This is a genomic window from Alsobacter sp. (genome assembly GCF_059501845.1).
Window position 1 is genome coordinate 264,504 of record NZ_JCACDK010000018.1, and the last position, 24,570, is coordinate 289,073.

At 68.2% G+C, this 24,570-nt stretch carries 18 protein-coding genes; 9 read left to right on the forward strand and 9 right to left on the reverse strand.

Translation table 11 applies throughout. The annotated features are described in order from the left end of the window. Nucleotides 1–192 precede the first annotated feature (192 nt). Nucleotides 193–501, forward strand: coding sequence for a GYD domain-containing protein (locus tag AC5JCN_RS16120; protein ID WP_495756101.1), 309 nt, complete (start codon nucleotides 193–195; stop codon nucleotides 499–501). Between the two features lie 75 nt (nucleotides 502–576). On the opposite strand, the gene AC5JCN_RS16125 is transcribed toward AC5JCN_RS16120, so the two are convergent. From AC5JCN_RS16125 to AC5JCN_RS16135, 3 genes are all read right to left on the reverse strand, one after another. Further along, nucleotides 577–1,014, reverse strand: a complete 438-nt coding sequence (locus tag AC5JCN_RS16125) for a hypothetical protein (RefSeq protein ID WP_495756102.1) — start codon at nucleotides 1,012–1,014, stop codon at nucleotides 577–579. 251 nt (nucleotides 1,015–1,265) lie between these two features. Beyond that, the gene (locus AC5JCN_RS16130) at nucleotides 1,266–5,396 is read right to left on the reverse strand and encodes a PAS domain-containing protein (protein WP_495756103.1); all 4,131 of its coding nucleotides are present in this window, start codon (nucleotides 5,394–5,396) and stop codon (nucleotides 1,266–1,268) included. A gap of 310 nt (nucleotides 5,397–5,706) precedes the next feature. Further along, complete coding sequence (locus AC5JCN_RS16135; protein ID WP_495756104.1) at nucleotides 5,707–5,844, reverse strand: hypothetical protein; 138 nt, start codon at nucleotides 5,842–5,844, stop codon at nucleotides 5,707–5,709. 296 nt (nucleotides 5,845–6,140) lie between these two features. Here AC5JCN_RS16135 and AC5JCN_RS16140 point away from each other — a divergent pair, with 296 nt between their 5' ends. The 4 genes from AC5JCN_RS16140 (at nucleotide 6,141) to AC5JCN_RS16155 (ending at nucleotide 10,506) form a co-directional block, all read left to right on the forward strand. Next, nucleotides 6,141–6,899, forward strand: coding sequence for a carbohydrate ABC transporter permease (locus AC5JCN_RS16140; RefSeq protein WP_495756105.1), 759 nt, complete (start codon nucleotides 6,141–6,143; stop codon nucleotides 6,897–6,899). Between the two features lie 202 nt (nucleotides 6,900–7,101). Then, entirely contained in the window at nucleotides 7,102–9,534 is a 2,433-nt protein-coding gene (locus AC5JCN_RS16145; protein ID WP_495756106.1) for a metallophosphoesterase, read from the forward strand. Between the two features lie 250 nt (nucleotides 9,535–9,784). Next, nucleotides 9,785–9,973: a hypothetical protein gene (locus tag AC5JCN_RS16150; protein ID WP_495756107.1), complete on the forward strand. Its 189-nt coding sequence runs from the start codon at nucleotides 9,785–9,787 to the stop codon at nucleotides 9,971–9,973. Nucleotides 9,974–10,086: 113 nt separating this feature from the next. Further along, entirely contained in the window at nucleotides 10,087–10,506 is a 420-nt protein-coding gene (locus AC5JCN_RS16155) for a GFA family protein (protein WP_495756108.1), read from the forward strand. Nucleotides 10,507–10,634: 128 nt separating this feature from the next. Here the strand turns inward: AC5JCN_RS16155 and AC5JCN_RS16160 are convergent, their stop codons facing one another. Next, the gene (locus tag AC5JCN_RS16160; RefSeq protein ID WP_495756109.1) at nucleotides 10,635–11,333 is read right to left on the reverse strand and encodes a L,D-transpeptidase family protein; all 699 of its coding nucleotides are present in this window, start codon (nucleotides 11,331–11,333) and stop codon (nucleotides 10,635–10,637) included. A 168-nt stretch (nucleotides 11,334–11,501) separates the two neighbouring features. Beyond that, nucleotides 11,502–12,476 carry a hydroxyacid dehydrogenase gene (locus AC5JCN_RS16165; RefSeq protein ID WP_495756110.1) on the reverse strand — a complete coding sequence of 325 codons (975 nt, stop codon included), beginning with the start codon at nucleotides 12,474–12,476 and terminating at the stop codon, nucleotides 11,502–11,504. Between the two features lie 196 nt (nucleotides 12,477–12,672). On the opposite strand from AC5JCN_RS16165, the gene iolD reads away from it, so the two are divergent. From iolD to otnC, 3 genes are all read left to right on the forward strand, one after another. Then, on the forward strand, nucleotides 12,673–14,514 hold the full coding sequence (iolD, locus tag AC5JCN_RS16170) for a 3D-(3,5/4)-trihydroxycyclohexane-1,2-dione acylhydrolase (decyclizing) (protein ID WP_495756111.1): 1,842 nt from the start codon (nucleotides 12,673–12,675) through the stop codon (nucleotides 14,512–14,514). A 37-nt stretch (nucleotides 14,515–14,551) separates the two neighbouring features. Then, complete coding sequence (locus tag AC5JCN_RS16175; protein ID WP_495756112.1) at nucleotides 14,552–15,673, forward strand: Gfo/Idh/MocA family protein; 1,122 nt, start codon at nucleotides 14,552–14,554, stop codon at nucleotides 15,671–15,673. A gap of 267 nt (nucleotides 15,674–15,940) precedes the next feature. Further along, the gene (gene otnC / locus AC5JCN_RS16180) at nucleotides 15,941–16,585 is read left to right on the forward strand and encodes a 3-oxo-tetronate 4-phosphate decarboxylase (protein WP_495756113.1); all 645 of its coding nucleotides are present in this window, start codon (nucleotides 15,941–15,943) and stop codon (nucleotides 16,583–16,585) included. Nucleotides 16,586–16,594: 9 nt separating this feature from the next. Here otnC and AC5JCN_RS16185 read toward each other — a convergent pair whose 3' ends face one another. From AC5JCN_RS16185 to AC5JCN_RS16195, 3 genes are all read right to left on the reverse strand, one after another. Continuing rightward, the gene (locus AC5JCN_RS16185) at nucleotides 16,595–17,350 is read right to left on the reverse strand and encodes an SDR family NAD(P)-dependent oxidoreductase (RefSeq protein ID WP_495756114.1); all 756 of its coding nucleotides are present in this window, start codon (nucleotides 17,348–17,350) and stop codon (nucleotides 16,595–16,597) included. A 74-nt stretch (nucleotides 17,351–17,424) separates the two neighbouring features. Continuing rightward, nucleotides 17,425–17,814, reverse strand: coding sequence for a hypothetical protein (locus AC5JCN_RS16190; protein ID WP_495756115.1), 390 nt, complete (start codon nucleotides 17,812–17,814; stop codon nucleotides 17,425–17,427). A 992-nt stretch (nucleotides 17,815–18,806) separates the two neighbouring features. Then, the gene (locus tag AC5JCN_RS16195; protein WP_495756116.1) at nucleotides 18,807–21,269 is read right to left on the reverse strand and encodes a methyl-accepting chemotaxis protein; all 2,463 of its coding nucleotides are present in this window, start codon (nucleotides 21,267–21,269) and stop codon (nucleotides 18,807–18,809) included. Between the two features lie 297 nt (nucleotides 21,270–21,566). On the opposite strand from AC5JCN_RS16195, the gene AC5JCN_RS16200 reads away from it, so the two are divergent. After that, nucleotides 21,567–23,030, forward strand: a complete 1,464-nt coding sequence (locus AC5JCN_RS16200; protein ID WP_495756117.1) for an alpha/beta hydrolase — start codon at nucleotides 21,567–21,569, stop codon at nucleotides 23,028–23,030. A gap of 3 nt (nucleotides 23,031–23,033) precedes the next feature. Here the strand turns inward: AC5JCN_RS16200 and AC5JCN_RS16205 are convergent, their stop codons facing one another. After that, nucleotides 23,034–24,440, reverse strand: a complete 1,407-nt coding sequence (locus AC5JCN_RS16205; RefSeq protein WP_495756118.1) for a hypothetical protein — start codon at nucleotides 24,438–24,440, stop codon at nucleotides 23,034–23,036. Nucleotides 24,441–24,570: the final 130 nt, after the last annotated feature.

Consider the following 24,570-nt stretch of genomic DNA (forward strand, 5'->3'; position numbering starts at 1 on the left):
AGCCCTGAGGCGGAGCGCACGCGTTGCCACGGCCGGCCTCTCGCGTCAGCCAATTCCAGCTATCTCTGCCTTGTGCAGTGTAGTAAATTCTGAAGTGCATCAGAGATGCTTTTGCCGGATGGAGGACCGGCCGCGGGCATCCTGCCGACTGCGCATACCAATTCCACAGAACCGAAAGATCTGGAGAGAGAAATGCGCATCACAGTTCTGGCAAACTATGCACCGTCAGCTATAAAAGGTCTGATGGACGGATCTGATCGTAGCGCTGCAATGCACACGTTGTTTGAAAGCGTGGGCGGCAGTTTTGAACGCCTCGACTTCACGAGAGGCATGTACGACGTGATCGTCACCGGCAACGTTCCAAGCCAGGCAGCAGCGATGGGTGTCGCGATGGCTGTCCGCGCGAGTGGCAAGATCTCCGATCTCGTCGTGCTCGAGCAGCTGGACATGGGCGAGGTGCTCGCGGCAGCCAAGAAGGCGTCATACCGGCCGCCGGCCTAGCCTGCCCACCGGACCCCGGGATCCGTCACCCTGGACAGGCGCGCACCGTTGGCCGCGCCTGTTCTTCAGGCCGGCTCAGTGCCAGCGGCGGTAATGCGGGCCCCAGTAGACCCGGTGGCGATACGGCGCATGCCAATAGCCGCCGTGCCAGCCGTGGCCGTAATAGCCGTGACCGTAGTAGACGACGCGACGATGCGGCCAATACCCGCCATAAGGCGCACCATAGCCGTAATACGCAGGGTAAGTGTCGTAGACCGGCGCATCATACGCTGGATAGTCGTAGTAGGCCGGCCCGGCATAGACGGGCGCGGTGGCGGCCGACAGCAGGCCGCCGAGCGCCAGGCCCGCTATTCCCAGGCCTACAGCCGGCCCCCAGCCGCCACCCCAGCCATGGGAGTGACCGTAGTAGCCGCCATGGCCATGGTACCAGTAGGGTCCTGCACTGGCGTTGCCGGCCGAGAGCGCGGTCGCGAGAGCAAGGGACAGAGCAGTCGTCGCAAGAATCCTGGGCATGTCACACCTCGCCTGGGTGCGTCACCTCGCTCGTATCAACGCACGTGCGTCCGCCCTGTTCCTGGCCCGCAGCCCGGTTCAGCCCAACGCACGACCCCCGACCTTGGCGCCTGCCGGCGTCCACGCCAGCCGCCTGCGCGGTCACGGGGTTGATCCGAGGCATGGTGATCGACCTCGCGGCAATCCTGCCCGTTCGCGGCGCCGGAGTGACTTTCCCTACGGTAAGTTACGTGTTCGCACCGCCCCGGCGCTCAGCCCAGGAGCTGGGCCAGCATGGAGACGAGGTCGTCCTTGCGGAACGGCTTTTTCAGGCGGGGAATATCCAGCGCGATGCTGTCGGCATCGGCGTAGCCGGAGACGAGGAGAACCGGAAGCTTCGGCACCCGGCTCCGGAGGGCCCTCGCGAGGTCGGTGCCATTCATGCCGGGCATGAGATGATCGGTCACCAGGACGTCGAAGCGCTGGCCCTTGTCGACGAGCTTCAGGGCCTGCTCGGCGGACTCCGCTTCGATCACCTGGAAGCCGAGCTCGCCCAGCATGTCAGCCGTGCTGAGCCGGACCAGCGGCTCGTCGTCCACCAGCAGGGCAGTCCCTCGCTGCGGGGCTGTCATCAGGGCGGGTTCGGACCGCGTTGCCGCCTCCTGGAGCGAGACCGTGCTCTCCGGCAGCCAGAGTTCGACATTGGTGCCGAGCCCGGGACGGCTGCGGATCGTCATGGCTCCGCCCAGTTGCGAGGCCAGCCCGTGAACCATGGACAGGCCGAGGCCCGTCCCCTTGCCGACCCCTTTCGTGGAGAAGAACGGCTCGGCTGCGCGCTTCAGCGTCTCCTCGTCCATGCCCGTCCCGGTGTCGGCGACGGACAGACGAATGTAGCGGCCCGGCCGCAACCTTGAGGGATGGCGGGCATCGATGATGTCGGCCGTGGCGGAGATGCGCAGCGTGCCGCCCTCAGGCATGGCGTCCCGGGCGTTCACCGCGAGGTTCAGGAGCGCCATCTCGAGCTGGTTCGGGTCGGCCAGCGCGGGCGGCACGTCCTGCCCTGCCTCGACCACGACCTTGATCTGCGGCCCGGTCGTGCTCGCCACCAGTTCTCCCATGCCGCCCATGAGCTGGGCGATGTCGACGGGAACCGACTGCAACGGCTGCCGCCGCGCAAAGGCCAGCAGCCGCTCGACCAGCGTCTTGGCCCTCTCGGCTGACTGGATGGCGCCGGACACCAGCCGCTGCTCGCGCTCACCACCGAGGCGCCTGCGTTCGAGCACGTCGAGAGCGCCGATGATGGGCGTCAGGAGGTTGTTGAAGTCGTGCGCCACCCCGCCGGTGAGCTGGCCGATCGCCTCCATCTTCTGGCTCTGCCGCAAAGCCTCCTGTGCCGCCTCCAGCTCCGCCTGACGGAGCTTCTCGTCGGTGACGTCGCGCGTGATGGAGTAGAGCTTGCCGCCCTCGGGCACGGTGGTCCAGGAAAGCCAGCGCCAGCCCCCGTCCTTCGTCAGGTAGCGGTTCTCGAAGTTCAGCACGGGCTGGCCACCCCTGGAGCGCTCGAACGCGACCGAGCTCGCCGCGAGATCATCCGGGTGCACGAACTCGGCATAGGGTCGGCCCAGCATCTCGCCAGTCGGCCACCCCAGTCCGGCCGTCCAGGCCGGATTGATCGCGTGGAAGGCTCCGGTCTCCAGGTCGACGACGGACAGGAAGTCCAGGCTGTTCTGCCAGATCTGGTCCCTCTCCCGGGTGCGCTCCTCGACCTGTGCCGCCAGTGTCTGCGCTGTCTCGATGAGGCGCTGCTGCTCGCGCCGTTCCGCCGTGACGTCGAGGTTGATCCCCGTCAGGCGAACCGGCTTGCCGTCCGGCCCGGTCACGGCGAGGGCCTGCGAGCGAATCCAGCGGACCTCGCCGTCGCGGGGCATCCTGCGGATATCGAAGCTGAACGAGCCTCCGCCCGAGGCTGCCGCCATGACCAGCGGCTCGGCGGCGGCCCGGTCTTCGGGATGGAGCGCGTCGGCCCAGGCGGCATACAGGCGATCCGCCGGCGTGCGGGGGTCGACCCCGAGCAGGTCGTACATCTCGGGCGACCAGGTGATCTCGTTCGTGACGAGATCCCAGTCCCAGACGCCGAGGCCTGCGGCCTGCTTGGCAAGCTGCAACCGCTGCTCGCTCCTGCGCAGCTCGGCTTCGGCCGCACGCATCGCGCTGATGTTCTGGACCGAGACGACCACCCTTCCGGGTTCTCCCGGCATCGGTGCCGAAGACAGGCGCACCGGGAAGCGGGTTCCGTCCCGCAGCCGGTATTCCTTCTCGTACGGATCCCACCAGCCGCGCTCGCGCGCCTGTTCTATGGCGGCCTGATCGAGGTGGAGGTACTCGGGGACGGTGAACTCCCGCCAGTCCCACCGCCCTTCCTCGAAGTCGGCACGGGTATGACCGGTCATCGCGAGAAAGCAGTCGTTGATAGCGAGGGTTTCGCCGGAAAGAGCGTCGAAGATGGTCAGTCCCATGAGGTCGGAGTCAAACACACCTCGGAACCGCGCCTCGCTGGCACGCAGCTTGGCTTGCGCGCCGACCCGCTCGATGTGAGCCCAGCACCGCTCGGTGACCTCGCTGATCAGGTTCAGTTCTTCCCCTGTCCATCGCCGCGGCACCCGGTCATGGATGGCCATCAAGGCGAGAAGCCGGCCTTCCTTGATCAGCGGCATGCAGATGGTCGCGGTGATGTCGAGGGCCTGGAAGGTCGCCGCCTCGTGCGGCGGGAGTTCTGTCAGATTGTCGTTGATGACCAGCGGCCGCCCTGCGCCGAGCTCCCGGACGGCAAGCTCGCCGAACGCCTTGAGGCTGTAGTGGCCGAGGATCGAGCGTGAATGCGGCTCATGCCAGTTGCCGCGGATCGTGAAGCCGTCCTCGTCGGGGTCCATGTCCGCATAGGCGCAGTTCGAAAGGTCGAGATGCTCGCCCATGAGCCGCGTCGTGATCGACAGCACGTCGTCGGCGCTCCTGGCGTTCGCGGTGGCCTGGGTGAGCTGGTCGAGAAAGCGGAAAAGCTCCGCGCTCGCGGCGTGGGCCTGCTCCGCCCGCACCTTGTCGGTGATGTCGATCACGGTCGCACCGACCTGGATCACCTCGCCGGCATCCGAGAGCACGGGAAAGAACCCGGTCAGCCAGGACCGGCGTTCGCCGGGACTGGCGGGCGTTTCTCCCTCGACCTCGACGGACCGCATGGCTTCGCCGGTGGCGAAAACCCGGTCGATGACGGGGCCGACAGCGACCGCATTGACGGGGACGAGCTCCTCGAGGGTGCGGCCGACATGCAAGCCGGCGGGAACGCCGTTGATGCCGGCCAGCATGGCGTTGATGCGGGTGTACCGATGCTCCCGGTCGAAGAACGCGAACCCGATCGGGGCATTCGCGATGAGGGCGTTCAGCGCCGCCGCGGTGTCGGCCAGGTCGGCGTGACTGCTCCTGGCCGTCGCCTCGGCCCGGGCCCGTTCCACCGACGACCAGGCGAGGCCGGCGACATCCTCCACGAGCGAGATCTCGTCCGGGGTCCAGTGATGCGCGTCGCGAAAATTGACGTAGAGCGAAGCGACGAAGCGCCCGCCCCTGACCAGCGGCACGGACGCGTAGGCGCGCGTGGCGATGGCGGCCCAGACCTGCGGGTCCTGTCCCGGGTCGGCCGTGAGGTCGTTGGACCAGCGGGACAGTCCCAGCCTTTGCTGCGCGATGTGCTCGGGGCCGAAGCTGTCCAACCGATAGGCCCCGTGGAGGGGCTCGACGCCGTCGGTGAAGCAGGTGTGCAGGACCACCGTCATGTCGTCCGGCTGAACCTCCCCGAAGCCGACCCGGTTCGCCCTGAGATGCCTGCCGAGGTGCTCCACGGCGACGGTCATGGTCTCGTGGGGGTCGTCCACGACCCGCAGGGCATCGCCGAGCTGGCGAAGAAAAGCCTGCCGGCGGTCGGCCAGCACCTGCGAGGTGATTTCATGGCAGGGGCAGAAGAAGCCCGAGACGGTCCCGTCCTCGCCCGGGACCGGCGTGTAGGAGTAGGCCCAGTGCGTCACCTCGGGATAACCCTTGCGGTGCATCACGAGCTCGATGTCGTCCATGTGGGACGCCTCGCCCCGGTAGGCGCGCTCCACGAGGGGCGTCAGGTCGGGGCGGATCTCGTCCCACACGTCCAGGAGGTCTCGCCCCAGCGCCGGGTGCTTGTTGGCCAGCACAGTCGCGTAGGCATCGTTGTAGAGCAGCGTCCGCTCCGGTCCCCAGGCGACGAACATGGGCTGGTTGCCGCCCAGCATGATGCTCACGAGGGTCTTGAGCGGCTGGGGCCAGCTGTCGGGAGCACCCAGCCGGGTGGCCGCCCAGTCGTGCCCGCGGATGCGGTTGGCCATTTCACCGTCACCGACCAACCAGTCTGGACCCGATGACACGTGCGCTCCCCGAGATGCAATCTCCAAATGTTAGGCGAGAAGAGGCTCCGCTGGCAAAATATCCACTTCAGCTCAAGCTATTCTGCTGACTGAATGACACCGAACAACAGCCGCAATACGGGACATGACAGAGCCCCATTATTGCAGAGCTCGAGCTATAGCATCGCAAGCGATGGGCCTGGACTTTAAAGCGAAATATATGGGCGCGGCACGACCAGCGAGTTGCTATCCGCGCCGCAACTCGGCGCAGCGCTCAACCCGGCCCCGATCGTTACCGAACGGATGTCGGCGAACTGACGTGATCCGCAGCCGCGTAGTGCTGCGGACCGTCGAGCAGGCCGCGCTCGACGACGGTTGCAATCGACATGACGCCTGCGACCACCAGCAGGACTCTCAGGAAGGCTTTCATGGCCCCGGTCTCCACCGACGCTGATTAACGTCTTTGCGAGAAAAGCGTTCGCTTCGAGCCTGCGGCGTTTCGGAGCACCCGCGCTAGGCGGCATGGTAGTGTGAGATCCCGGGTGGCCTTCCTGACGAGTTTCACCGATGCGGTTGATTGCTGGGCGGGGATCCCGCCCCGGACCGTTCAAAGCCGGATCCGGCCGGGGTTGGGGAAACGGGGCAGCCGACTCCCAGCGCGGCGCCGGACGGGTCGGAACGGCAGGGCTCATCCTCTCCCGTCTAGCCCTCGCCGCATGGACACTCGTGTGCCTCGCGCCGCTGTACTGGCTGGCTATCACGTCGCTGAAGGGACCCGCCGCGCTGGTCTATGGGCCCTTCTATCTGCCGGGCCTCGACTTCGTCCCTTCGCTTGCCGCCTGGCGCGACGTCCTTTCCACCGGCGAGGTGGCAAACCGCTTCACCAACACAGTGGTGGTCGCGCTCGCGTCATCGGCCCTGACGATGACGGCCTGCGTCCTGGCCCTGCATGACGGACGTGGAGCGCGGGTAACGACGGCCCTTCTGGTGACACGCCTGATCCCGCCCGTCGTGACTGTCGCACCCGTGTACCTCCTGGCTTCGGCGGCAGGGCTGCTCGACACCCGCACGGTGCTCGTCGGCACCTATTCCGCGCTCAACTTGCCGGTCGCGCTCTGGCTCATGCGGCCGTCCTTCGGAAGGCATCTCCAGGAACTGGAAGAGGCCGCGACGCTCGACGGCGCCTCGCGCCTGCGCATACTGCGAGACGTCACGCTCCCGCTCGTTTCCCGTCCCCTCGCCGCAGTCGGTCTGCTCGTCCTGGTCTTGTGCTGGAACGAGTATCTCTATGCCGCCTACCTGTCCGCCGCCGACGCACAGACGCTGCCGCCCTTCCTGGTCGGCCAGATGTCGGTTCGCGAGCAGCAGGCGGGATCGGACCCGGACGAGGTCAGCCGCCTGGCCGCGGTCGCCGTGCTCATGGTCGCTCCGCTGATCGCGGTAGCGTGGTGGATCACCCGTGCTTTCGACGCTCGTGAGCGCTGAACTCCGGGTTCAGATGGGGCTGTCCCGGCACCGTTGAACTCACCCGGCCAGTGGCGGCGTGACCCCGACCCAGGTCCTGTGCCCGTCGTCGCCGAGGAGAAAAACCGAGTCGACACTGGCGCGAGGGGAAGCGGGCGTCATTGTGCTGCCAAGCAAGGAACCGCAAAGGGAGGTATCTGTTTTCCAACGAGAGGGTGAGGCGTTGCAGGACCAGGAACGCGAGCGCAGGCTGACCGTCGCCGTGGGTGACATCCACGGCCGCGCGGACTTGCTCGCGCCGCTGTTGCAGGACATCGTGCAGCGCTGGGGCGAGCGTCTGCAGGCCATCGTCGTCGTGGGCGACCTCATCGATCGCGGCCCCGACAGTGCAGGCGTGGTTCGCGCCCTGCGAGAGCTGGAAGGCGCGCTGCCCGGCAAGGTCCATTGCCTGCGGGGGAACCACGAGCAGATGCTGCTGTCCTGCCTCGAGGCGCCGGGCCTCGTGCAGGAATGGCTGCAGTTCGGCGGGATGGAGACGCTGGACAGCTTCCGCGTCCAGAGCCCGTCGGCCATCCCCGAGGACGTCATAGCATGGCTCCGTGGCCTCCCGACCCAGTGGGAGGACCCGCTGCGATGCTACGTCCACGCCGGCCTGCAGCCGGGCCTGCGGCTGCGCTCGCAGAAGGACCAGCATCGCCTCTGGATCCGCGAACCGTTCCTGTCCTCGGGCTTCGATTTCGGCAAGCACGTCGTGCATGGGCACAGCACCGTCGAGACCATTGGTGGACGGCGGCCCTTCCCCGACATCAGGCAGTTCAGAACCAACCTCGACACGGGGGCATTCCACACCGGGGTGCTCTCAGCCGCCGTCTTCGACGATCAACAGCCTGGCCCGATCGGAGTGATGCAAGCCCTCGACGGCGGCATCGTCTACTGGATGCGCGGCCCGTTCGATGAGCCGGACCAGGAAGGGACCCCAGTTCGTCGAAAACTCGTCGCCTCGCTGGTGGCCGCGGGCCTGATCACGGCGGCCGGCATGGCTCTGCTGGGGCGCGCGCCGGACACCGGGACCGTCGCGGAGATCCAGACCGTATCTGCTTCACCTGTGCCGGCGTCGTCCGCCCCGGCGCAGCCTTCGGGAGCCCGCCAGCAGACGGCCGCGGCCATGGACCCGCTGGCCGAGGCGCTCCTGCCATGGTCGGGTCCCAGGCCCGGGTCACGCAAGGATCAACCGACCTCGCCCGTCGTGCAGTCCGAATCCGTCCACGCAGATTCGCCGGGCGCCGTTGCGGTCCTCCCTGCGCCTCAGGCCCCCGCGGCGCCGGCCGTGCCGCAGGAACAGGCCGGGCGTGAGCCGACCTTCGCCGCGATTGATCCGGCCCCGGTCGTGATCCCCGGTAAGCCTGAAATGGCGGACCCCGATCAGACTGCAGGGATCTCACCAGCAGACGACACGACCGGGTCGGTGCCGCCCGTGGAGCAGCAGGCCAGTATGCCCGCGCCGGTCGCCCCGGTCGCCCATCCAGCGCTCGTCGCCGGGGCGGATCAGCTTCCGCCCGAGGCACTGGCTGCGTTGACGCCATCTCCTCCCGCTCCGGTCGTGGCGGACAGTCAGGAGCCTGCCGTCCCACAGGCCGGTGCCCCGCCCGATGCGGCTGCTGACGCCGTCGTTGCGCGCCTCGATGCCCTGACAGACCTCGTGCCACCCGTCGAAGATCCGATTGCAATTGAGCCGCCGGCCACCGCGGCCGCGGTCGCGGCGCCAATCTCGGGCTCCGGCAGCGCAGGAAACAATGACGTCGAAGCCGCCATCGGCCCCGAACCGGGCCAGGCCGGAGCGGTCCCGGACGCTCTCGCGCGGCTGGCGGACCAGGTGCCGTCCGTCGAAGGCCTGGCAGGGCTCGACCCGCCCGCGGTGGCTCCGGTGCATCCCCGGGCCGAGGAGAAAACACCGGCGCAAATGGCCGGGCTGGAAAGCCCGATAAACGACCCTGCGGAGGATCAGGCGAGGCTCGCGCTCGCGCGGCTGGTCGATCTCGTCCCGCCCGTGAACGGCCTGCACGGGCTCGAGACGGACCAGCGCGTACAGCCTGTTCCGGCAGAAGCTCTCGATCCCGGTGCGGTCGTCGCAATGCCGGTCGCCCGTCCAGCCGGTACAAGCTCCCGTCCGGAGCCCGGCTCGCCCAGCCCGTCGATCACCCAGGCCAAGGCACCTCGGACTGCCACCCGCGCCCCGCGCCGGCCGCCCGCCGCCTATGCTGCCTCCCGTCCGGACAAGAGCTTCATAGCCGCTCTCTCCCGGCTCTTCCGCGCGGACGGCCCGGGTCGCCGCATGGCCGCAGCCCGGTCTGCCGAGTGCGTGACCGTCCGCGGCTCACGCAAGCTCTGCGGACCCGCCGCGTCGCATTCGCGCAGGGATGCCATCGCCGAAGTCTTCGGGCTCACTGAGTCCGGTGACGGCTCCGGCGGCTACACGGGCCGCGCCCCGGGCTTCGGGATCGGCGGCGCCGGCGGGGCTGCAAGCGGCGGCAGCGACGGTGGGGCGGGACAGGGAAACAGCGACGGCAACGGCCGCGGCAAAGGCAATGGTGGCGGCAACGGCCGGGGCAATGGTGGCGGCGGTAATGGTGGTGGCAATGGCAAAGGCCGGAGCTGACGCCGCGAGACACCCCGGCGGGCACCAGGTCGATCGCTTTTCGCCGGGCTCAAACTCAGTCGTGTAGCCCCTCCAGCCCGCCGGGACGTCTCAGCGCGAGGCGTCCGGCCCACGGTCTGCCCTGTGCGTGAGCGTCTCACGCGTGCTTTCCGAGCGTTTGCTTCCATCCTCCTGTCGATTCGTCGCGCTCCCCGCTGGTGCGGCGGCATGGACTCGTGCAAGTACGATCCATGCGAGCAGAGGAGTAAAAATGGCAAAGTTGAGCACCGAAGAAGTCGCCGAGCTCCGGAGGCTTCAGAAGCTGTTACGCGAGCAGCAGCGGGCCCTCGTTCTCGCCGCCGCCAAAGGCTCATCCCTGCCGCCGCGGCGCGCCATCCAGGAAATCGCCGAGCTGGAAAACGCCATCGTCGCCACCGACGCTGTCCTGCAGGACGGCTAGGTTTTCCTGCCGGTCGCCGAAGGCCGCTGCTTCGCGCGCCGCCGCCCGGCCCCGCCCGTTCCTCCTCGCCCGTGCTATGTCTCGGTCACGTGCAGCGCACGCTGGAGGCGACGATGGAAACGGAACAGGAGACCGTCGGGCAGTGCCTCTGCGGCGCGATCAGCTGGCGCTACCGGGGCGCCATTCCGGACGCGACGATCTGCAACTGCACCGCCTGCCGCCGCTACGGCGTGCTCTGGGCCTACGGACATGCCGGTGAAGAAATCACCGTCGAGGATCCCCGGTCGGCGCTGACCCGCTACATGCGAAAGGCGTCGTCGCCCCTCACCTTCGATTTCTGCGGAGTGTGCGGCAACGTCGTCTCGTGGCGCGGTCGCGGCCGGGATGAGAGCGGCCGGACGCGAATCGCGGTCAACCTCAGGCTCGCCGATCCCGACGCGGTCGCGCGCATTCCGCTACTGCGGTTCGACGGGCTGCATTCCTTCGACGACCTGCCTCCTGACGGGCGAAGGGTCGAGGATGTCTGGTTCTAAGGATCGAAGGGACGGAGCCTGGCCGGACCAACGCCCGGGCAGGTACCCGCGGGAGCGAGCAGCAGCAATGGCCGGCTCGTGGCGGTGAAAGCGGAGCGGGGATAAACGTCACCCCGCCCCGAGAACGATCACGCGGGAAGGACGACGACCTTCGTCTTCACCGGCGTCTTGCTGTAGAGGTCGAGCATGTCCTGGGTGAGCAGGCCGGTGCAGCCGCTCGTGATCCCGTTGCCGATGGTCGTAGGGTCGCTCGTGCTGTAGATCGTGTAGAGCGTATACTTGCCGTTCTGGTACAGGTAGAGCGTGCGTGCACCGAGCGGGTTCTCGAGACCGGGCGGCATGCCGCCGGCATACTTCGCTGCTTCGGGCTGGCGCTTGATCATCTCCGCCGGGGGCGTCCAGATCGGCCATTCGGCCTTGCGCCCGATATAGGCGTCACCGCTCCACTTGAAGCCGTCGCGGCCGACATTCGCACCGTAGCGCGTGGCCTTGCCCTCGCCCTCGATGCGGTAAACGTAGTAGTTGCCGGGATCGACGATGATCGTGCCCGGCGCCTCGGTGCTGTCGTAGCTGACTGTCCGGCGCCAGTACTTCGGGTCGACCTTGCTGATGTCGACCGCCGGAACCGGGAACTTCTCCTCCGGAAGGGGGCCGTACATGAGGGCCGCCTCGCTGCGGCTCATGCCATCCTGAGTCACGCATCCCGCGAGGCCGAGTGCACCGACGCTGACGGCGGAGCCCAGGAGGAACGACCGACGGTTCATCAGGCCCGAACGGGCTGCCTCGCCCGCCTCGCCAAAACGCGCGCTGTTTTCGTTCATGCTCATGATCGTGGAGATTCCCTTGTCCTGTCGTCCGACCAGAGGTTACTCCGGGTCACACGCTGAATGTCTTAACCGCGCGGACATTGCCGCCACGCGCTGCGATTGACAAGGTCGGGCTTATCCGGAGCAAGCCTGGCATGCGCCGGGTGGCGAGGGCCACCCCCTTGCCGCCTAGCGGCCCGGGAAGCCGATGGCCTCGCGGTTGACCACGAGGGCCGGGTCGAGCCGCCCCTCAAAGAAGTCGAGGATGTTGCGCATCGCTGCCACCGCCATGCGCCGTGCGCACTCTTCGGTCAGCCCGGCCGAATGCGGAGAGAGCACCGTGCGAGCCGAGGCGAGCAGCCTGTTGCCGGCGGAAGGAGGCTCGTCCGCGAAGACATCGAGACCGGCCGCGGCAATGCGGCCCTCCTCCAGCGTCGCGGCGAGCGCCTCCTCGTCGACCACGCCTCCGCGCGCCGTGTTGACCAGAATGGCCGAGCTCTTCATCCGCCGCAGTTCGGCGTCGCCGATGACGGGGCCTCCGGCCGAACCCGGCACATGCACGGAGACGAAGTCTGCTTCCGCCAGGGTCGGCAAGAGCCCCGCCGCAGGCTCAACCCCGACCTCCCGCATCAGCGCTTGGGGGACCGGCGGGTCGTGGGCGAGGACACGCATGCCGAAGGCGCGTGCCAGCTGCGCCACCTTGCGTCCGATGCGTCCGAAGCCGACCACCAGCAGCGTCTTGCCTTCGAGCTCCGTGGCACCGAAGCCGTTGCGCTCGTTCCAGCCCCCTTCGCGGACCGCCCTGTCATAGGCCAGCGTCTTCTTGGCAATGGCCAGCATGAGCATGAGGGCGTGCTCGGCGACGGGGCCGGAGTTCACGTCGCCGACCACCGCGAGGGGAATGCGACGGGCGTTCAACGCACCGACGTCGACGGCGTCGTAGCCCACGCCGTGGCGCGAGACCACGCGCAGGCGTGGCGCGTCGGCGATGACCGGTGCGGGCAACGGCTGGGTGCGGATGAGGAGCGCGTCGGCCTTGCCGATCAGCGGCGCGTAGGACGAGGTCGAGATCTCCTCGACGAGGTCGGCGGTGAAGCCGCTTGCCTCGCGCAGCACGGCGAGGCCCGCCTCGTGGATCTTGCCCGCGACGAGCACGTGCGGCATGCGGTCCGGCCTCCCCGGCAATTGCTGCAAGATTTCTTGTTGATCGGGTTGTCCTGCAACGATCGTTGCATGTCAAGACAGGCGGTGCCGGGCCCTCGCTGGCAATATCCATTGCTCCGATGCAAAGGTTGCAATATCAGTTGCAGAAAGAGGTGGAGCGGGTTCCCGCGAGGTCCCGCCCAGGGGAGGAAGCCGCATGTCTACCGTCCGCTGCACCATGGCGCAGGCGCTGGTCCGCTATCTCTGCAACCAGTTCACGATGGTCGAGGGCGAGCGGGTGCCGCTGTTCCCAGGCGTCTTCGCCATCTTCGGGCACGGCAACGTCACCTGCCTCTCCGAGGCCCTCGAGGCCGTGAAGGACACGATGCCGACCTGGCGCGGGCAGAACGAGCAGTCCATGGCGCTGGCCGCCATCGGCTTCGCCAAGGCCAGGCGCCGGCGGCAGATCATGGTCGCCGCCTCCTCGATCGGGCCTGGCGCGCTCAACATGATGACCGCCGCGGGCTGCGCCCATTCCAACCGGCTGCCAATCCTGATGCTGGCCGGCGACACCTTCGTCAACCGCCGCCCCGACCCCGTGATGCAGCAGGTCGAGCATTACGGCGATCCCACCATCAACGTGAACGACGCCTTCAAGGCCGTGACCCGCTACTGGGACCGGATCGTCCACCCCGAGCAGATCATCTCGTCCCTGCCGCAGGCGGTGGCGACGCTGCTTGATCCCGCCGATTGCGGCCCGGCCTTCATCGCCATGCCGCAGGACGTGCAGGAGATGGCCTGCGACTACCCTGAGGCGTTCTTCGCGCCGACGGTGCACATGCCACCCCGGCCGCGCGCGGACCGCAACCGCCTCGCCGAGGCGGTGGAGCTGCTCAAGGGTGCCAGGCGGCCTCTGATCATCTCTGGTGGCGGTACGCGCTATTCCGGCGCCGAGGCAGCGCTGGCGGCCTTCGCCGGGAAGCGCGGCATTCCGCTCTCCGAGACCATCGCCGGCAAGGGCACGGTGGCTCACGACCATCCCGCCTATGTCGGCCCGATCGGCATCGTCGGCTCGACCTCGGCCAACGCCATGGCTGCCGAGGCCGACGTGATCGTCGCCGTCGGCACGCGGCTGATGGACTTCACCACCGGCTCCTGGACGGTCTTCGCGCCGGAGGCAAAGTTCCTGTCGGTCAACGCGGCCCGCTGGGACGCCACCAAGCACCGGGCTCTGCCGGTCATCGGCGACGCGCTGGAGACGGTGACCGAGCTCGACGAGGCGCTGGGCGACTGGAAGGCGGACGACGCCTGGACCGGAAAGGGCCGCTCCGAGATGGAGCGCTGGAACGCCATGCTCGACGGTTTCCAGAAGCCCACCAACGCCGAGGTTCCCACCTATGCCCAGGTCGTCGGCGTCGTGAACGACAAGGCCGGCGAGAGGGACATGGTGATCACCGCGGCCGGCGGGCTACCGGGCGAGCTGATGAAGAACTGGCGGGTCAAGTCGCCCAACACATTCGACGTGGAGTTCGGCTTCTCGACCATGGGCTACGAGATTGCGGCCGCCTGGGGCGCGGCCATGGCCGATGCCTCGCGGCAGGTCATCGTCATGGTCGGCGACGGCTCATACATGATGATGAACTCGGACATCTATTCGTCCGTGCTCTCCGGCCACAAGCTGATCGTGGTGGTCTGTGACAATGGCGGCTACGCGGTGATCAACCGGCTTCAGAACGCCAAGGGCACGCCCTCCTTCAACAACCTCATCAAGGACTGCAAGGTGAAGGAGCCGTTCGGGGTCGACTTCGCCAAGCACGCGGAATCGATGGGTGCGCTGACGCGGCGCGTCGACAGCCTCGCGGAACTCGGCCCCGCCCTCGAGTGGGCCAAGACCACCGACCTCACGACGGTGCTGACCATTGTGTCCGATGCCTACACATGGACACCCGGCGACGCATGGTGGGACGTGGGCGTTCCGCAGGTGTCGGACCGCGACGACGTGAACAAGGCGGCGCAGGTGCAGGTCGAGGGCCGCCGGAAGCAGCGCGTCGGCGTGTGACACGGCCGCCGGCACACGGGATCCAGGAGGGCAGGACATGCGCGAGATCGGCGTTGCCGTCATAGGAACGGGCTTCATGGGCAAGGCCCATGCGCTTGCATACAGGACCGTGGATGCCGTGTTTCCGGGGTCGATGCGCCCTGTGCTGCAGGTGGTTGCCGACAATGTCGCGCCTGCGGCTGAGGCCACCGCCGCGCAGTACGGCTTCCGGTCCTGGACCACCGACTGGCAGGCCGCGATCGCCAATCCCGCCGTCGAAGTCGTGTCGGTCACGACGCCCAACCTGCTGCACCACGACATGGCGGTTGCCGCCGCGAGAGCCGGCAAGCACGTGCATTGCGAGAAGCCGCTGGCGCCGAACGCCGAAGTGGCCCGCGAGATGATGCAGGTGGTGGAGGCAGCCGGCGTCGTCAGCCAGGTCGGCTACAATTACCTGAAGAACCCCCTCATCAAGCTTGCCCGCGACATGATCCGGGGCGGCGAGATTGGCGAGGTCACCGGCTTTCGAGGCATCCACGCCGAGGACTACATGGCCGACCCCGAGACCCCCTGGTCTTGGCGCTGCGATGCCAGCGGCGGACCCGGAGCCGTCGCGGACCTCGGCAGCCACATCATCTCGATGGCGCGCTTTCTGGTCGGCCCCATCGAGACGCTGGTCGCCGACATCGAAACCCTTGTCCCGACGCGGCCGGTTTCAGCCGGTTCAAGCGAGCGCAGGGCCGTCGGCGTCGATGACGTGGCCCGCATCACCTTCCGCTTCGCCGGGGGCGCCGGCGGCTCAATCGAGGCGAACTGGTGTGCGACCGGGCGCAAGATGCAGCTCGGCTTCGAGATCAGCGGAAGCAAGGGCTCACTGGTCTTCAACCAGGAGCGGCTCAACGAACTCCTGCTGTACAGGACCGGCGGGGACCGGCGGCAGGCTGGCTATACGAGGATCGAGGCTGGCCCGCAGCACGCTCCCTACGGGCTGTTCTGCGTCGCGCCCGGCCACCAGCTGGGCTTCAACGATCTCAAGGTGATCGAGATGGCGGAGTTCCTGGCCAGCATCGCCGGCGGGCCGGCGGCGGGACCCGACTTCCGGGAGGCCTGGGAAATCCAGAAGGTCGTCGACGCCGCGGTCGCCTCGTCCAAGGCGAAGTCGTGGGTGACGGTGGGCTGAGCGGCAGGTGCCAGTCGTGCCGGCGATCCGCCCAAAGAAAAAGGTCGCTCCTTTCGGAGCGACCCAAGTCTAGGGAGGAAACGCCCAAGGAGGGCATGCAGCACGAGTGCTGCACTGCACAAACTAGAGTGGGCCGGGCAAATCGGCAAGGGCCGCGATTGCTTCCGATGATCCATTTCCAGGCACGTGCCATTTATGCAACATTTTTGAGCACACCCCAGCGTTGTGCGGCCTGTACCGGTCGGGTGCACGAAGGAGACGAGGGACATGAGCGTTGGTTCGCTTTCGGAAGCGACGCGGCTGCGCGACGAGATCTGCCGGGTGGGCGCGTCGGTCTTCGAACGCGGGCTGACGTTCGGATCGACCGGCAACATCAGCGCCAGGCTCTCCGACGGGGAGCTCCTAATGACGCCGACCAACGCCTCGCTGGGTGACCTCGACCCTGCCCGCCTGTCCCGCTTCTCCGCCGAGGGCGTGCATGTTGACGGCGACAAGCCGACCAAGGAGGCCTTCCTGCACCGCTGCATGTATTGCGAGCGGCCGCAGGCCGGGGGCGTCGTGCATCTCCACTCCACCTACTCGGTGGCCGTGAGCATCCTGGCCGACGTCGATCCCGCCGACGTGCTGCCGCCGCTCACCGCCTACTACATTATGCGCGTCGGCACGCTGCCGCTCATTCCCTATTACCCGCCGGGCGACGAGAGCCTCGCGGAGGCCGTGGCGGCGAAGGCGGGCGCGCATTCGGCCGTGCTGCTCGCCAATCACGGACCGGTGGTCTCCGGCAAGACCCTGCGGGAGGCGCAGTATGCCTGCGAGGAGCTGGAGGAAACCGCCAAGCTCCATCTGCTCCTGGACGGAAAGCGCGTGAGGCCGCTGACGTCGGACCAGGTCTCGGCTCTCAAGGGCCGCTGAGCCGCCGTCCTACTGGGCGAGGAAGCCGCCGTCGACGGGCAGCGTGTGCCCGGTCACCATGGCTGCGCCCGGTGATGCCAGGAAGAGAATGGCGGCCGCTACGTCCTCCGGGTCGGCCAGGCGCCGCAGCGGCGTCATCGCCTCGATCCGCGCCACGAGATCGGGGTCGGCGAGCAGCGGCGCGATGAAGGGCGTACGTACATAGGTCGGCGCAACCGCGTTGACGCGGATGCCGTGCGGCGCCCATTCGACTGCCAGCGCCCGCGTCATGTTGACGATCGCCCCCTTGGTCGTCTGGTAGGAGATGTTGGGGTAGAGCCCGCCGCCGGAAAATCCCATGATCGAGGACACGTTGACGATGGCGCCGCCGCCGCGCGCGATCATCCCGCGTGCCGCGATCCGGCTGGCCAGGAAGGTGCCGGTCATGTTGACGGCGACGACCTTCTCCCAGTCCGCCAGCGAGACGTCGACGGCCGGACGCCTGATCGCCGTTCCCGCGCTGTTGACGAGGATGTCGATGCCAGGCGCGCTGGCGCTCGCCTCGGCAAAGGCGGCCTCGAGGCTCTGCTCGTCGGACACATCGGCCTGGACCGCGAGATGCCCCATGCCGACGAGGTCATCCGGGAGTGCAGCCACTGCGCGGTCGAGGAGGACGACGCGCGCTCCGGCGCCGGCGAGGGTTCGCGCGGCCGCCAGTCCGATACCGCTCGCTGCCCCCGTCACGACAGCGGTCCGCCCGGCGAGGGAAAAGAGGGAATCCGGCATAGTAGGGCTCTGGAAGCGAGAGGAAGACACGAGGCCACCGCACCGGTGAGGCCGGTGCGAGCGGTCGCATCTTCCTAGCAGGCTCGCGCGACTTGTTCAGCCCCCGCAGCCGCAGCCACCGGAGGATCCCCCACCCGGGCTGCCGCCGCCATGGCCACCGCCGCCGCCTCCGTGGCCGCCTCCGTCTGAGCCGCCACCGGGACCACCGCCTCCGTGACCTCCTCCGCCGTGACCGCCCCCGCCTGAGCCGCCACCCCCTGGAGGCGTGCCGCCGCCATGGCCGCCTCCTGGAGGTGTACCTCCTCCATGACCGCCGCCTGGAGGCTGGCCGCCGCCATTGTCGCCGCCGCCCGGAGGCGTGCCGCCCCCGCTCCCGCCGCCCGGAGGGTTACCCCCGCCATTGCCGCCCCCACCCGGGGGTGTGCCGCCACCGTTCCCGCCACCCGGAGGATTACCCCCGCCATTGCCGCCTCCGCCGGGAGGCGTGCCGCCGTTGTCGCCTCCTGGAGGATTACCGCCGCCATTGCCGCCGCCTGGAGGCGTGCCGCCGCCCCCGTTGCCGCCCCCAGGGGGATTGCCCCCGCCCGGAGGCGTGCCGCCGCCAGTGTCGTTACCCGGAGGGTTGTTCGGCCTGCCGGGACCGGACGGGGGAGGGAAGTTACTTCCGCCGCCCACACCGGCCGGCGTGTTCACGGTCACGCGGTTGGGCGTCCCGCCCGTCGTCCGGTCCCGTGTTTCGGCCACGGTCCCGGCCGGACAGCGGTAGCGATACCAGCGCACCCCGCCAGTGCCGCCGGCTTCTCGGCAGAGGACGAGGACCGGCTTCCTCCCACCGATGCCTCCCGTCTGGCGGTCGCGGTTCTCGGCGACCGTCCCGGAGGGGCAGCGATGCCGGAACCAGCGCACGCGCTCGCGCCCGGACATCTCGCGGCACAGCACCAGCCGCCGCGACCCGCTCGGGGTGAATGCGCCCGTGCTGGCCACCTCGCGGCGAACCGTCTTGGCCCGGGCATGTCTCACGGGGACACAATTGCGGCCGTTCCAGCGCATGGCCTGGCCGGCCTGGCCCTGGGGGTAGCCACAGCCGCGAGCAACGCGCTTCCTGTCCTTCGTCGTGGTCGCTTGAGGAGCCGGGACGACCCGGCCACTGCCCAGATCATAGGGCCTGACCGCGCTGCGCGGTGCTTCCGGTGAAGTCCAGTGTCGCTGATGCGAGGCTGCGGGAAGATCCGCGGCACGCGCCGGGGAGAGCCCCAACGCGAGAACGGCCGCGACGGCCAGTGCGGCCCACGGCCGGGCTGAAAACAGGGACACGACGCCACTCCGATCATGATGTGGCGGCGACCTTAGAGGCGCATCAATATTAACACAATATTGATATTAATCCGTTAATAGGATCAAGGTCCTTGCGGTTGCAACTCCCGGGCGCGACTCTGCTTTCTCTGAAAGTCGCGTCCTAGCTCGCCCGGCGCAGTGCCTGCCTGACCACGTCGCGGTCGTCGCGGACGCGGAAGCTGCTGACGAGATCCTCCAGGCTCTTGATCTGCTGAGAGAGCATCGTGGCGGAGGCCGCGCTTTGCTCCGCCTGCGCGGCGTTTTGCTGGGTCGCGCCATCGAGCTGCGAGACGGCCTGACTGATCTCGTCGATGCCGGCAGCCTGCTCGGCTGTCGCCGAGGAGATTTCAGCGATTGTGCTGGCCACGGATGACGAAGTCTGGAGGATGCGCTGCAACGCCTCGCCGGCTTCCTTGCCGAGCCGCACGCCCGAGGAGACTTCGTCGACCGACTCGGTGATCAGCTTGGCGATGCCGCGCGCCGCCTCGCTGGAGCGCTGTGCAAGCGTGCGCACTTCCGAGGCCACGACCGCGAAGCCCTTGCCGGCATCGCCCGCCCGGGCCGCTTCGACGGCCGCGTTGAGGGCGAGCAGGTTCGTCTGGAAGGCGATGTCCTCGATGACGGTCGTAATGTCGGCGATGCGGCGAGATACCGCATCGATGCGCCCGATCGCCTCGACGGCAGCGCCGACGATGCGCCCTCCGTCCGTGGCTCCCGTCTTCGCTTGATCGGCGAGGCCTGCCGCCTGCTGGGCGGCATAGGCGCTGGACTTCACGGACGCAGCGAGTTCCTCGGTCGTCGCGGCGTTCTCCTCCAGGCTTGCGGCCTGGGTCTCCGTGCGCGCGGCGAGATCTTCGGCACCGGCGCGGATTTCGGCAGACGCAGTCGAGACGTCGGAAGCCGTCTGCTGGATCACTGCGATCGTTTCCGACAGGCGCTCGATGGTCTCGTCGATGCTGGACTTCAGCCGTCCGAAGAGGCCGTGATACTCGCCCGTCACGGGACGCGTCAGGTCCCCGGCCGCAATGGCAGCGAGCGAGGCGCCGAAGTCGTCGACCGCGTTGACGACGAGGTCGGCGACGGAGTTGAGCCCCTGCGCGATCTCGCGGGCCGTGCTCGTCTTGCCCGCCATGTCGACGCGGCGCGAGAAGTCGCCCTTTGCGGCTCCCTGCACGATCTCCGCGATCTCGCGCTCGGCGGCGAGTTCCTGCGTGATGTCGGTCCACACCAGTGCGTTGCCGACATGCTGGCCGTGCTCGTCGATGACGGCGTTCATGTCGACGTCGATGACATGCCCGCCGACCTCGTAGCGGATACGGCGGCGCCGGCCATTGTCGGAGATCACTTCGCGCTTCAGGTTCGCGTTCTGCACATAGTAGTCGGTGTGCTCTCCCTGCATGTCCTTGATCGAGAAGTTCTCCTTCGTGGCACGGAAATGCGGCTCCAGTTCCATGAAGAGGGTGACCAGCCGGTCGCTCAGGAACAGGATGCGCTCCTCCTGGTCCGTGATCATCAGCATGGTGCCGGACCCGTTCAGGCCGGCGGTCGTCAAGGCGTTCTGGCCCGTCATCACCTGCAGGCGCTTGAGGGCTCTGGCGATCTCCCCGAACTCGTTGTTCAGTTCCGCGCCCTCCACGGGGGTGGAGAAGTCGCCCTCCTGAAAGCGGGCGATGCTGGAGAGCACGCCGGCCAGCGGCCGGCGGATGGAGCGGATGACGAGGAACAGAACGAGCCCGGCCAGCGCGAGGCAACCCGCAACGATGCCCATGCGCAGCATGCGCTGATTATCGAAGCCGTCGATGCGGGCGGCAAGGAGGCGCAGAAGTTCGGAATTGGTCTTCGGCCAGATCTGCTCGACCGCAGCCCATTCGGCCGCGAACGCCGCCTGAGCAGCCTTCGCGGCTGCGGGAGCCGCTTCGGGAGCCGCGGAGAGAAGGGTCTCCACTGCGCTGCTCGACGCCTTGCCGGACGCCTCCAGGGCCGCTGCGGGCTCGCCGAGAACCTTGCGCACGCTGCCCTCGGGATTGTTGTCCATGGACAAGGCCAGCGAACTTGCCGCGTTGCCCCGTCCGATGCGAAGGCGTGTCGTGGCTTCGACGAAGGCCCGCATGGCGGCTGCGTCGGCAGGTTTCTCGGCGACGGCCCCCGCCGCTTCGTGCGCGGACTTCAGCGCAGCGTAGGCCTCTGGCAGGCGGAAAATGGCGACGTCCATCGCGTAGTAGGAGTCGAGGTCGGGATCGAGGGTCAGGTTCGAACCGTCTGACACCTTGCCGATGGCCGCCTGGGCGGCCGCCGAGACCTCAGCAGAACTGCCCTTGCCAACGATGGCCAGCAGGGCGTCGACCGCCTCCTTGCTGCCCATCTCGGTGTCGAGATCGGCGTAGGCGCCCCGCGCCTTTTCAACGGCTTTCAGAGCAACCGCCTGATCACGGGAAACATAGCCGGTCCACAACTCCTGTGCGTAGTGTGCTCCGACGATTTCCTTCTCCGCGAACGCGATGTCCTTTGCGACCTGGGACAGATAGAGCCACGTCATCAGGGCAAAGGGAACCGCCACGATCGCGAGTATCGCAGTGATCTTCATGCCTACGGTGAGTCGTGGCGCTGAAGCGGTTTTCGTCATGAGCCTGAAGTCCCCGGATCAAATCGAAAGAATAGCAATTCTGCTGACAATCGTGGAACATGCAGGACAAGTTCTTCGATTCCGTTACGGCCCACATGGGTCAAATACGATGGTTTACGAGTTGCAACGCGGCGCCACGCCGGCACGCAAGAGCGCGTGCAGGCTGTGGTCGATGTTGGACGCCCTTCCGGCGTGCAGGCGAAGCGCATAGAAAGGCGCAGGCTGCGCTTGACGCGCCGGAGGCCGGGGCGACGCATCATGACCGTGCTGCAGCGCTGGGCGAAAAGGCTGGCGATCCTGGTTGCAGTCGTCCTCTGCACCGTCTTCGCCGTGCGCGCCGTGCAGAGCGAGCTCGGCCCGCCCCTGCAGCCCTGGCACCTCTATGTCGGCGACGAGATGTCGCCTGCGGAGATCGACGCCGCGGACTGGGAGGCCTGGACGAAGCACGAGGACGCGCTGCTCGCCGACATGCGGGCCACTTTGGCCGGAAAGATCGAACCCGAGGACCGTATCCCTGCGAGCCGCTACACGCAGGGAGGCCCGATCGACCCCTTCACCTTCCCGCAGGACTGGAACCGCTCCTTCATCATCGAGCCGGAAGGCCGGCCCAGGGGCGCCGTCGTCCTCCTGCACGGCCTCACCGACTCGCCTTACAGCATGCGGCACGTCGCCGGAGTGTACCGGGATGCCGGGTTCGTCGCCGTCGTGCCCAGGATCCCCGGTCACGGTACGACGCCCGGCGGGCTGACGGACGCCACGGCGGCGGACTGGATGGCCGCCGTCCGCCTCGCCGTGCGCGAGGCACGCCGGCGAGCGGGGCCGGACGTGCCGCTTCATGTGGTCGGCTATTCCAACGGCGGCGCGCTGGCGATGACCTACACGCTGGACGCGCTGGAGACGCCGGCGCTCGCGCGGCCCGACAAGGTCATCCTGTTCTCGCCCATGGTGGGGGTGACGAGCCTGGCGCGCTTCGCCGGTCTTGCCGGCCTGCCGGCCATCCTGCCGCGCTTCGCCAAGGCCGCGTGGCTGGACATCGTGCCGGAGTACAACCCGTTCAAATACAACTCCTTTCCCGTCAACGCGGCCCGCCAGTCCTACCTGGTGTCGAGCGCCCTGCAGGAGCGGCTGCTCGCGCGCGCCCGGGACGCCAGGCTCGGCGAGCTGCCGCCCATCCTCACCTTCCAGTCGGTGATGGATTCCACCGTGAGCACGCCGGCCATCGTGCGCGCGCTCTACGAGCGGCTTCCCCCGAACGGCAGCGAGCTGGTGTTGTTCGACGTCAACCGCGCCGCCAGAGTGGCACCGCTGATCCGCGCGTCGGCCGGGGCCAAGGCGGAAACGCTGCTGCCTCCGGCCCCGCGCAACTTCCGCAGCGTCCTCGTGACAAACGCGTCAGCCGACACCAGCGACGTCGTCGCACGGATCGTCGAGGCGGGCGGAACGCAGGAGCAGGTCGTGCCCCTGTCCGCGACCTATCCTGCCGACGTCTACTCGCTCTCGCATATCGCCCTGCCCTTCCCGGAGGACGACGCTCTCTATGGTCTGCGGCCGACGGCGGCGGAGAGCTTCGGCGTCAGGCTGGGCTCTGTCGAGGCCCGCGGCGAGCGGGGCGTGCTCGTGGTCGGCCTCGACACGCTGCTGCGCATCTCCGCCAATCCGTTCTACCCGCTCGTGGCGGAGCGCATCCGCATGGCCATCGGTCCGCAGGCGCCCAGGCCCTGAGGCTCAGCCGACGACGGGCGTCGACAGCAGCCAAAGGCCGAGCACGGTGTAGCCGATCATCAGGACCCCCAGGGACACTTCGAAGAGGCGGGCACGCAGCGGATCTCCGATCTCGCGCAACGCCACCGCATGCGCGACGACCACGGCCAGGACATGGCCCAGCACCACCGCCGCGGTCTGAATGTTCCAGATCAGCGCCGCGCCGGAATAGGTCGTCAGGAACGAGGTCGTGACATGCAAATCCGCCGTGCCGAACAGGTCGAGCCCCCGGCCGAACGGGTCCGAGGCGACCTTTGCGGCGTACTGGCCCTCGACGAGGATCGCCGGCAGGAAGTGGGCGAGGTGCAGCCCCACGGCGATGGGGACCAGCGACAGCACATAGGCGCCGAGCGCGCGTGAGAGAAGCCCCGGCCGCGCCGCGGCCCGCCAGCCGATCCATATCCCGGCCGCATAGGCGAGCGGCAGCAGGAGAAGCGCCGCGACGAGCCCCAGCGTGTTCTGGACGACCATCGCGCTGCGGCCGGGATATTCGAGCGGGTTGACGCTGCCCACCGCCATCCAGGCGAAGGTCTGCGCCAGCGCATCGAACGACACCATGGCCAGCGCGGCGAGCAGCAGGTAGCCGCGGAAGAGCCCCGGCGGCGGAGCACCGGCCAGCTGGGCCCCGGGCCAGACCAGTGACAGCCGCGAGCGGCCGCCCTGCATGTCGCGCCGCAGCGGCGAGAGCAGGCCGACGGCCGCGAAGAACACGGTGAAGGGGTCGCCGCGCTCGCGCCATTCCTGCTCTCCGAAAACGAGGCAGAGAACGAACGTGGCCGACCAGTAGGCCAGCACGGCCCGCGCCAGCACCTCGGGGTCGTCGGGTGCGGGGTGGACGAGCTGCAGCCAGGCAAAGCCCAGGAAGGCGAGCATCGCCGGCGCGCAGCCTAAAACCCCGGAAAGCCTCGCCAGCGGACGCTCGCCCAACCTACCGCCGGTCAGGGCGGCCACGACCCGCACCGGGCCGGTCCACGGATTGAGCCAGGGCCACAGGTCGCCCGTCAGGGCCTGCGTCAGCGTGAGCCCGGTCCACCAGAGCGTCCAGATGACGATGGGGAGCGGATTGGCGAGCGGGTCGCGGCTGCCCCAGAACCCGGCTGCCAGCAGCATGGCCAGAAACGCAAAGGAGAGCAGGCTCGGCACGGTCCTCCCGGCCGGGCGAACCGTACCCAGGTCCAGCCGCGCCGACGCGAAGGCGACGGCCGCGCGGGCCGGCAGCGCCGCCATCAGCAGGACGGTTGCCGCCACCACCAGCGCGCCTCCGATCAGGTAGTGGCCGGTCGGCAGCAGCATGACGAAGCCACGCTCGCTGCCATGGGCGAAGGCGGTCGCAGGCGCGAGAACCAGTGCGAGAATGGCGACAACGAGCAAGCGACTGCGGCGAAGAAGGCTCCCCGCGCCAAAGCCACAGGTCAGACCGACGTTGTCATCCCCGGCCGGAGCCGCGGGGCGCCGGAGGGGAAGGGGAACCAGGAGCCTGAAGCAAGCGCGCTCAGGTTGG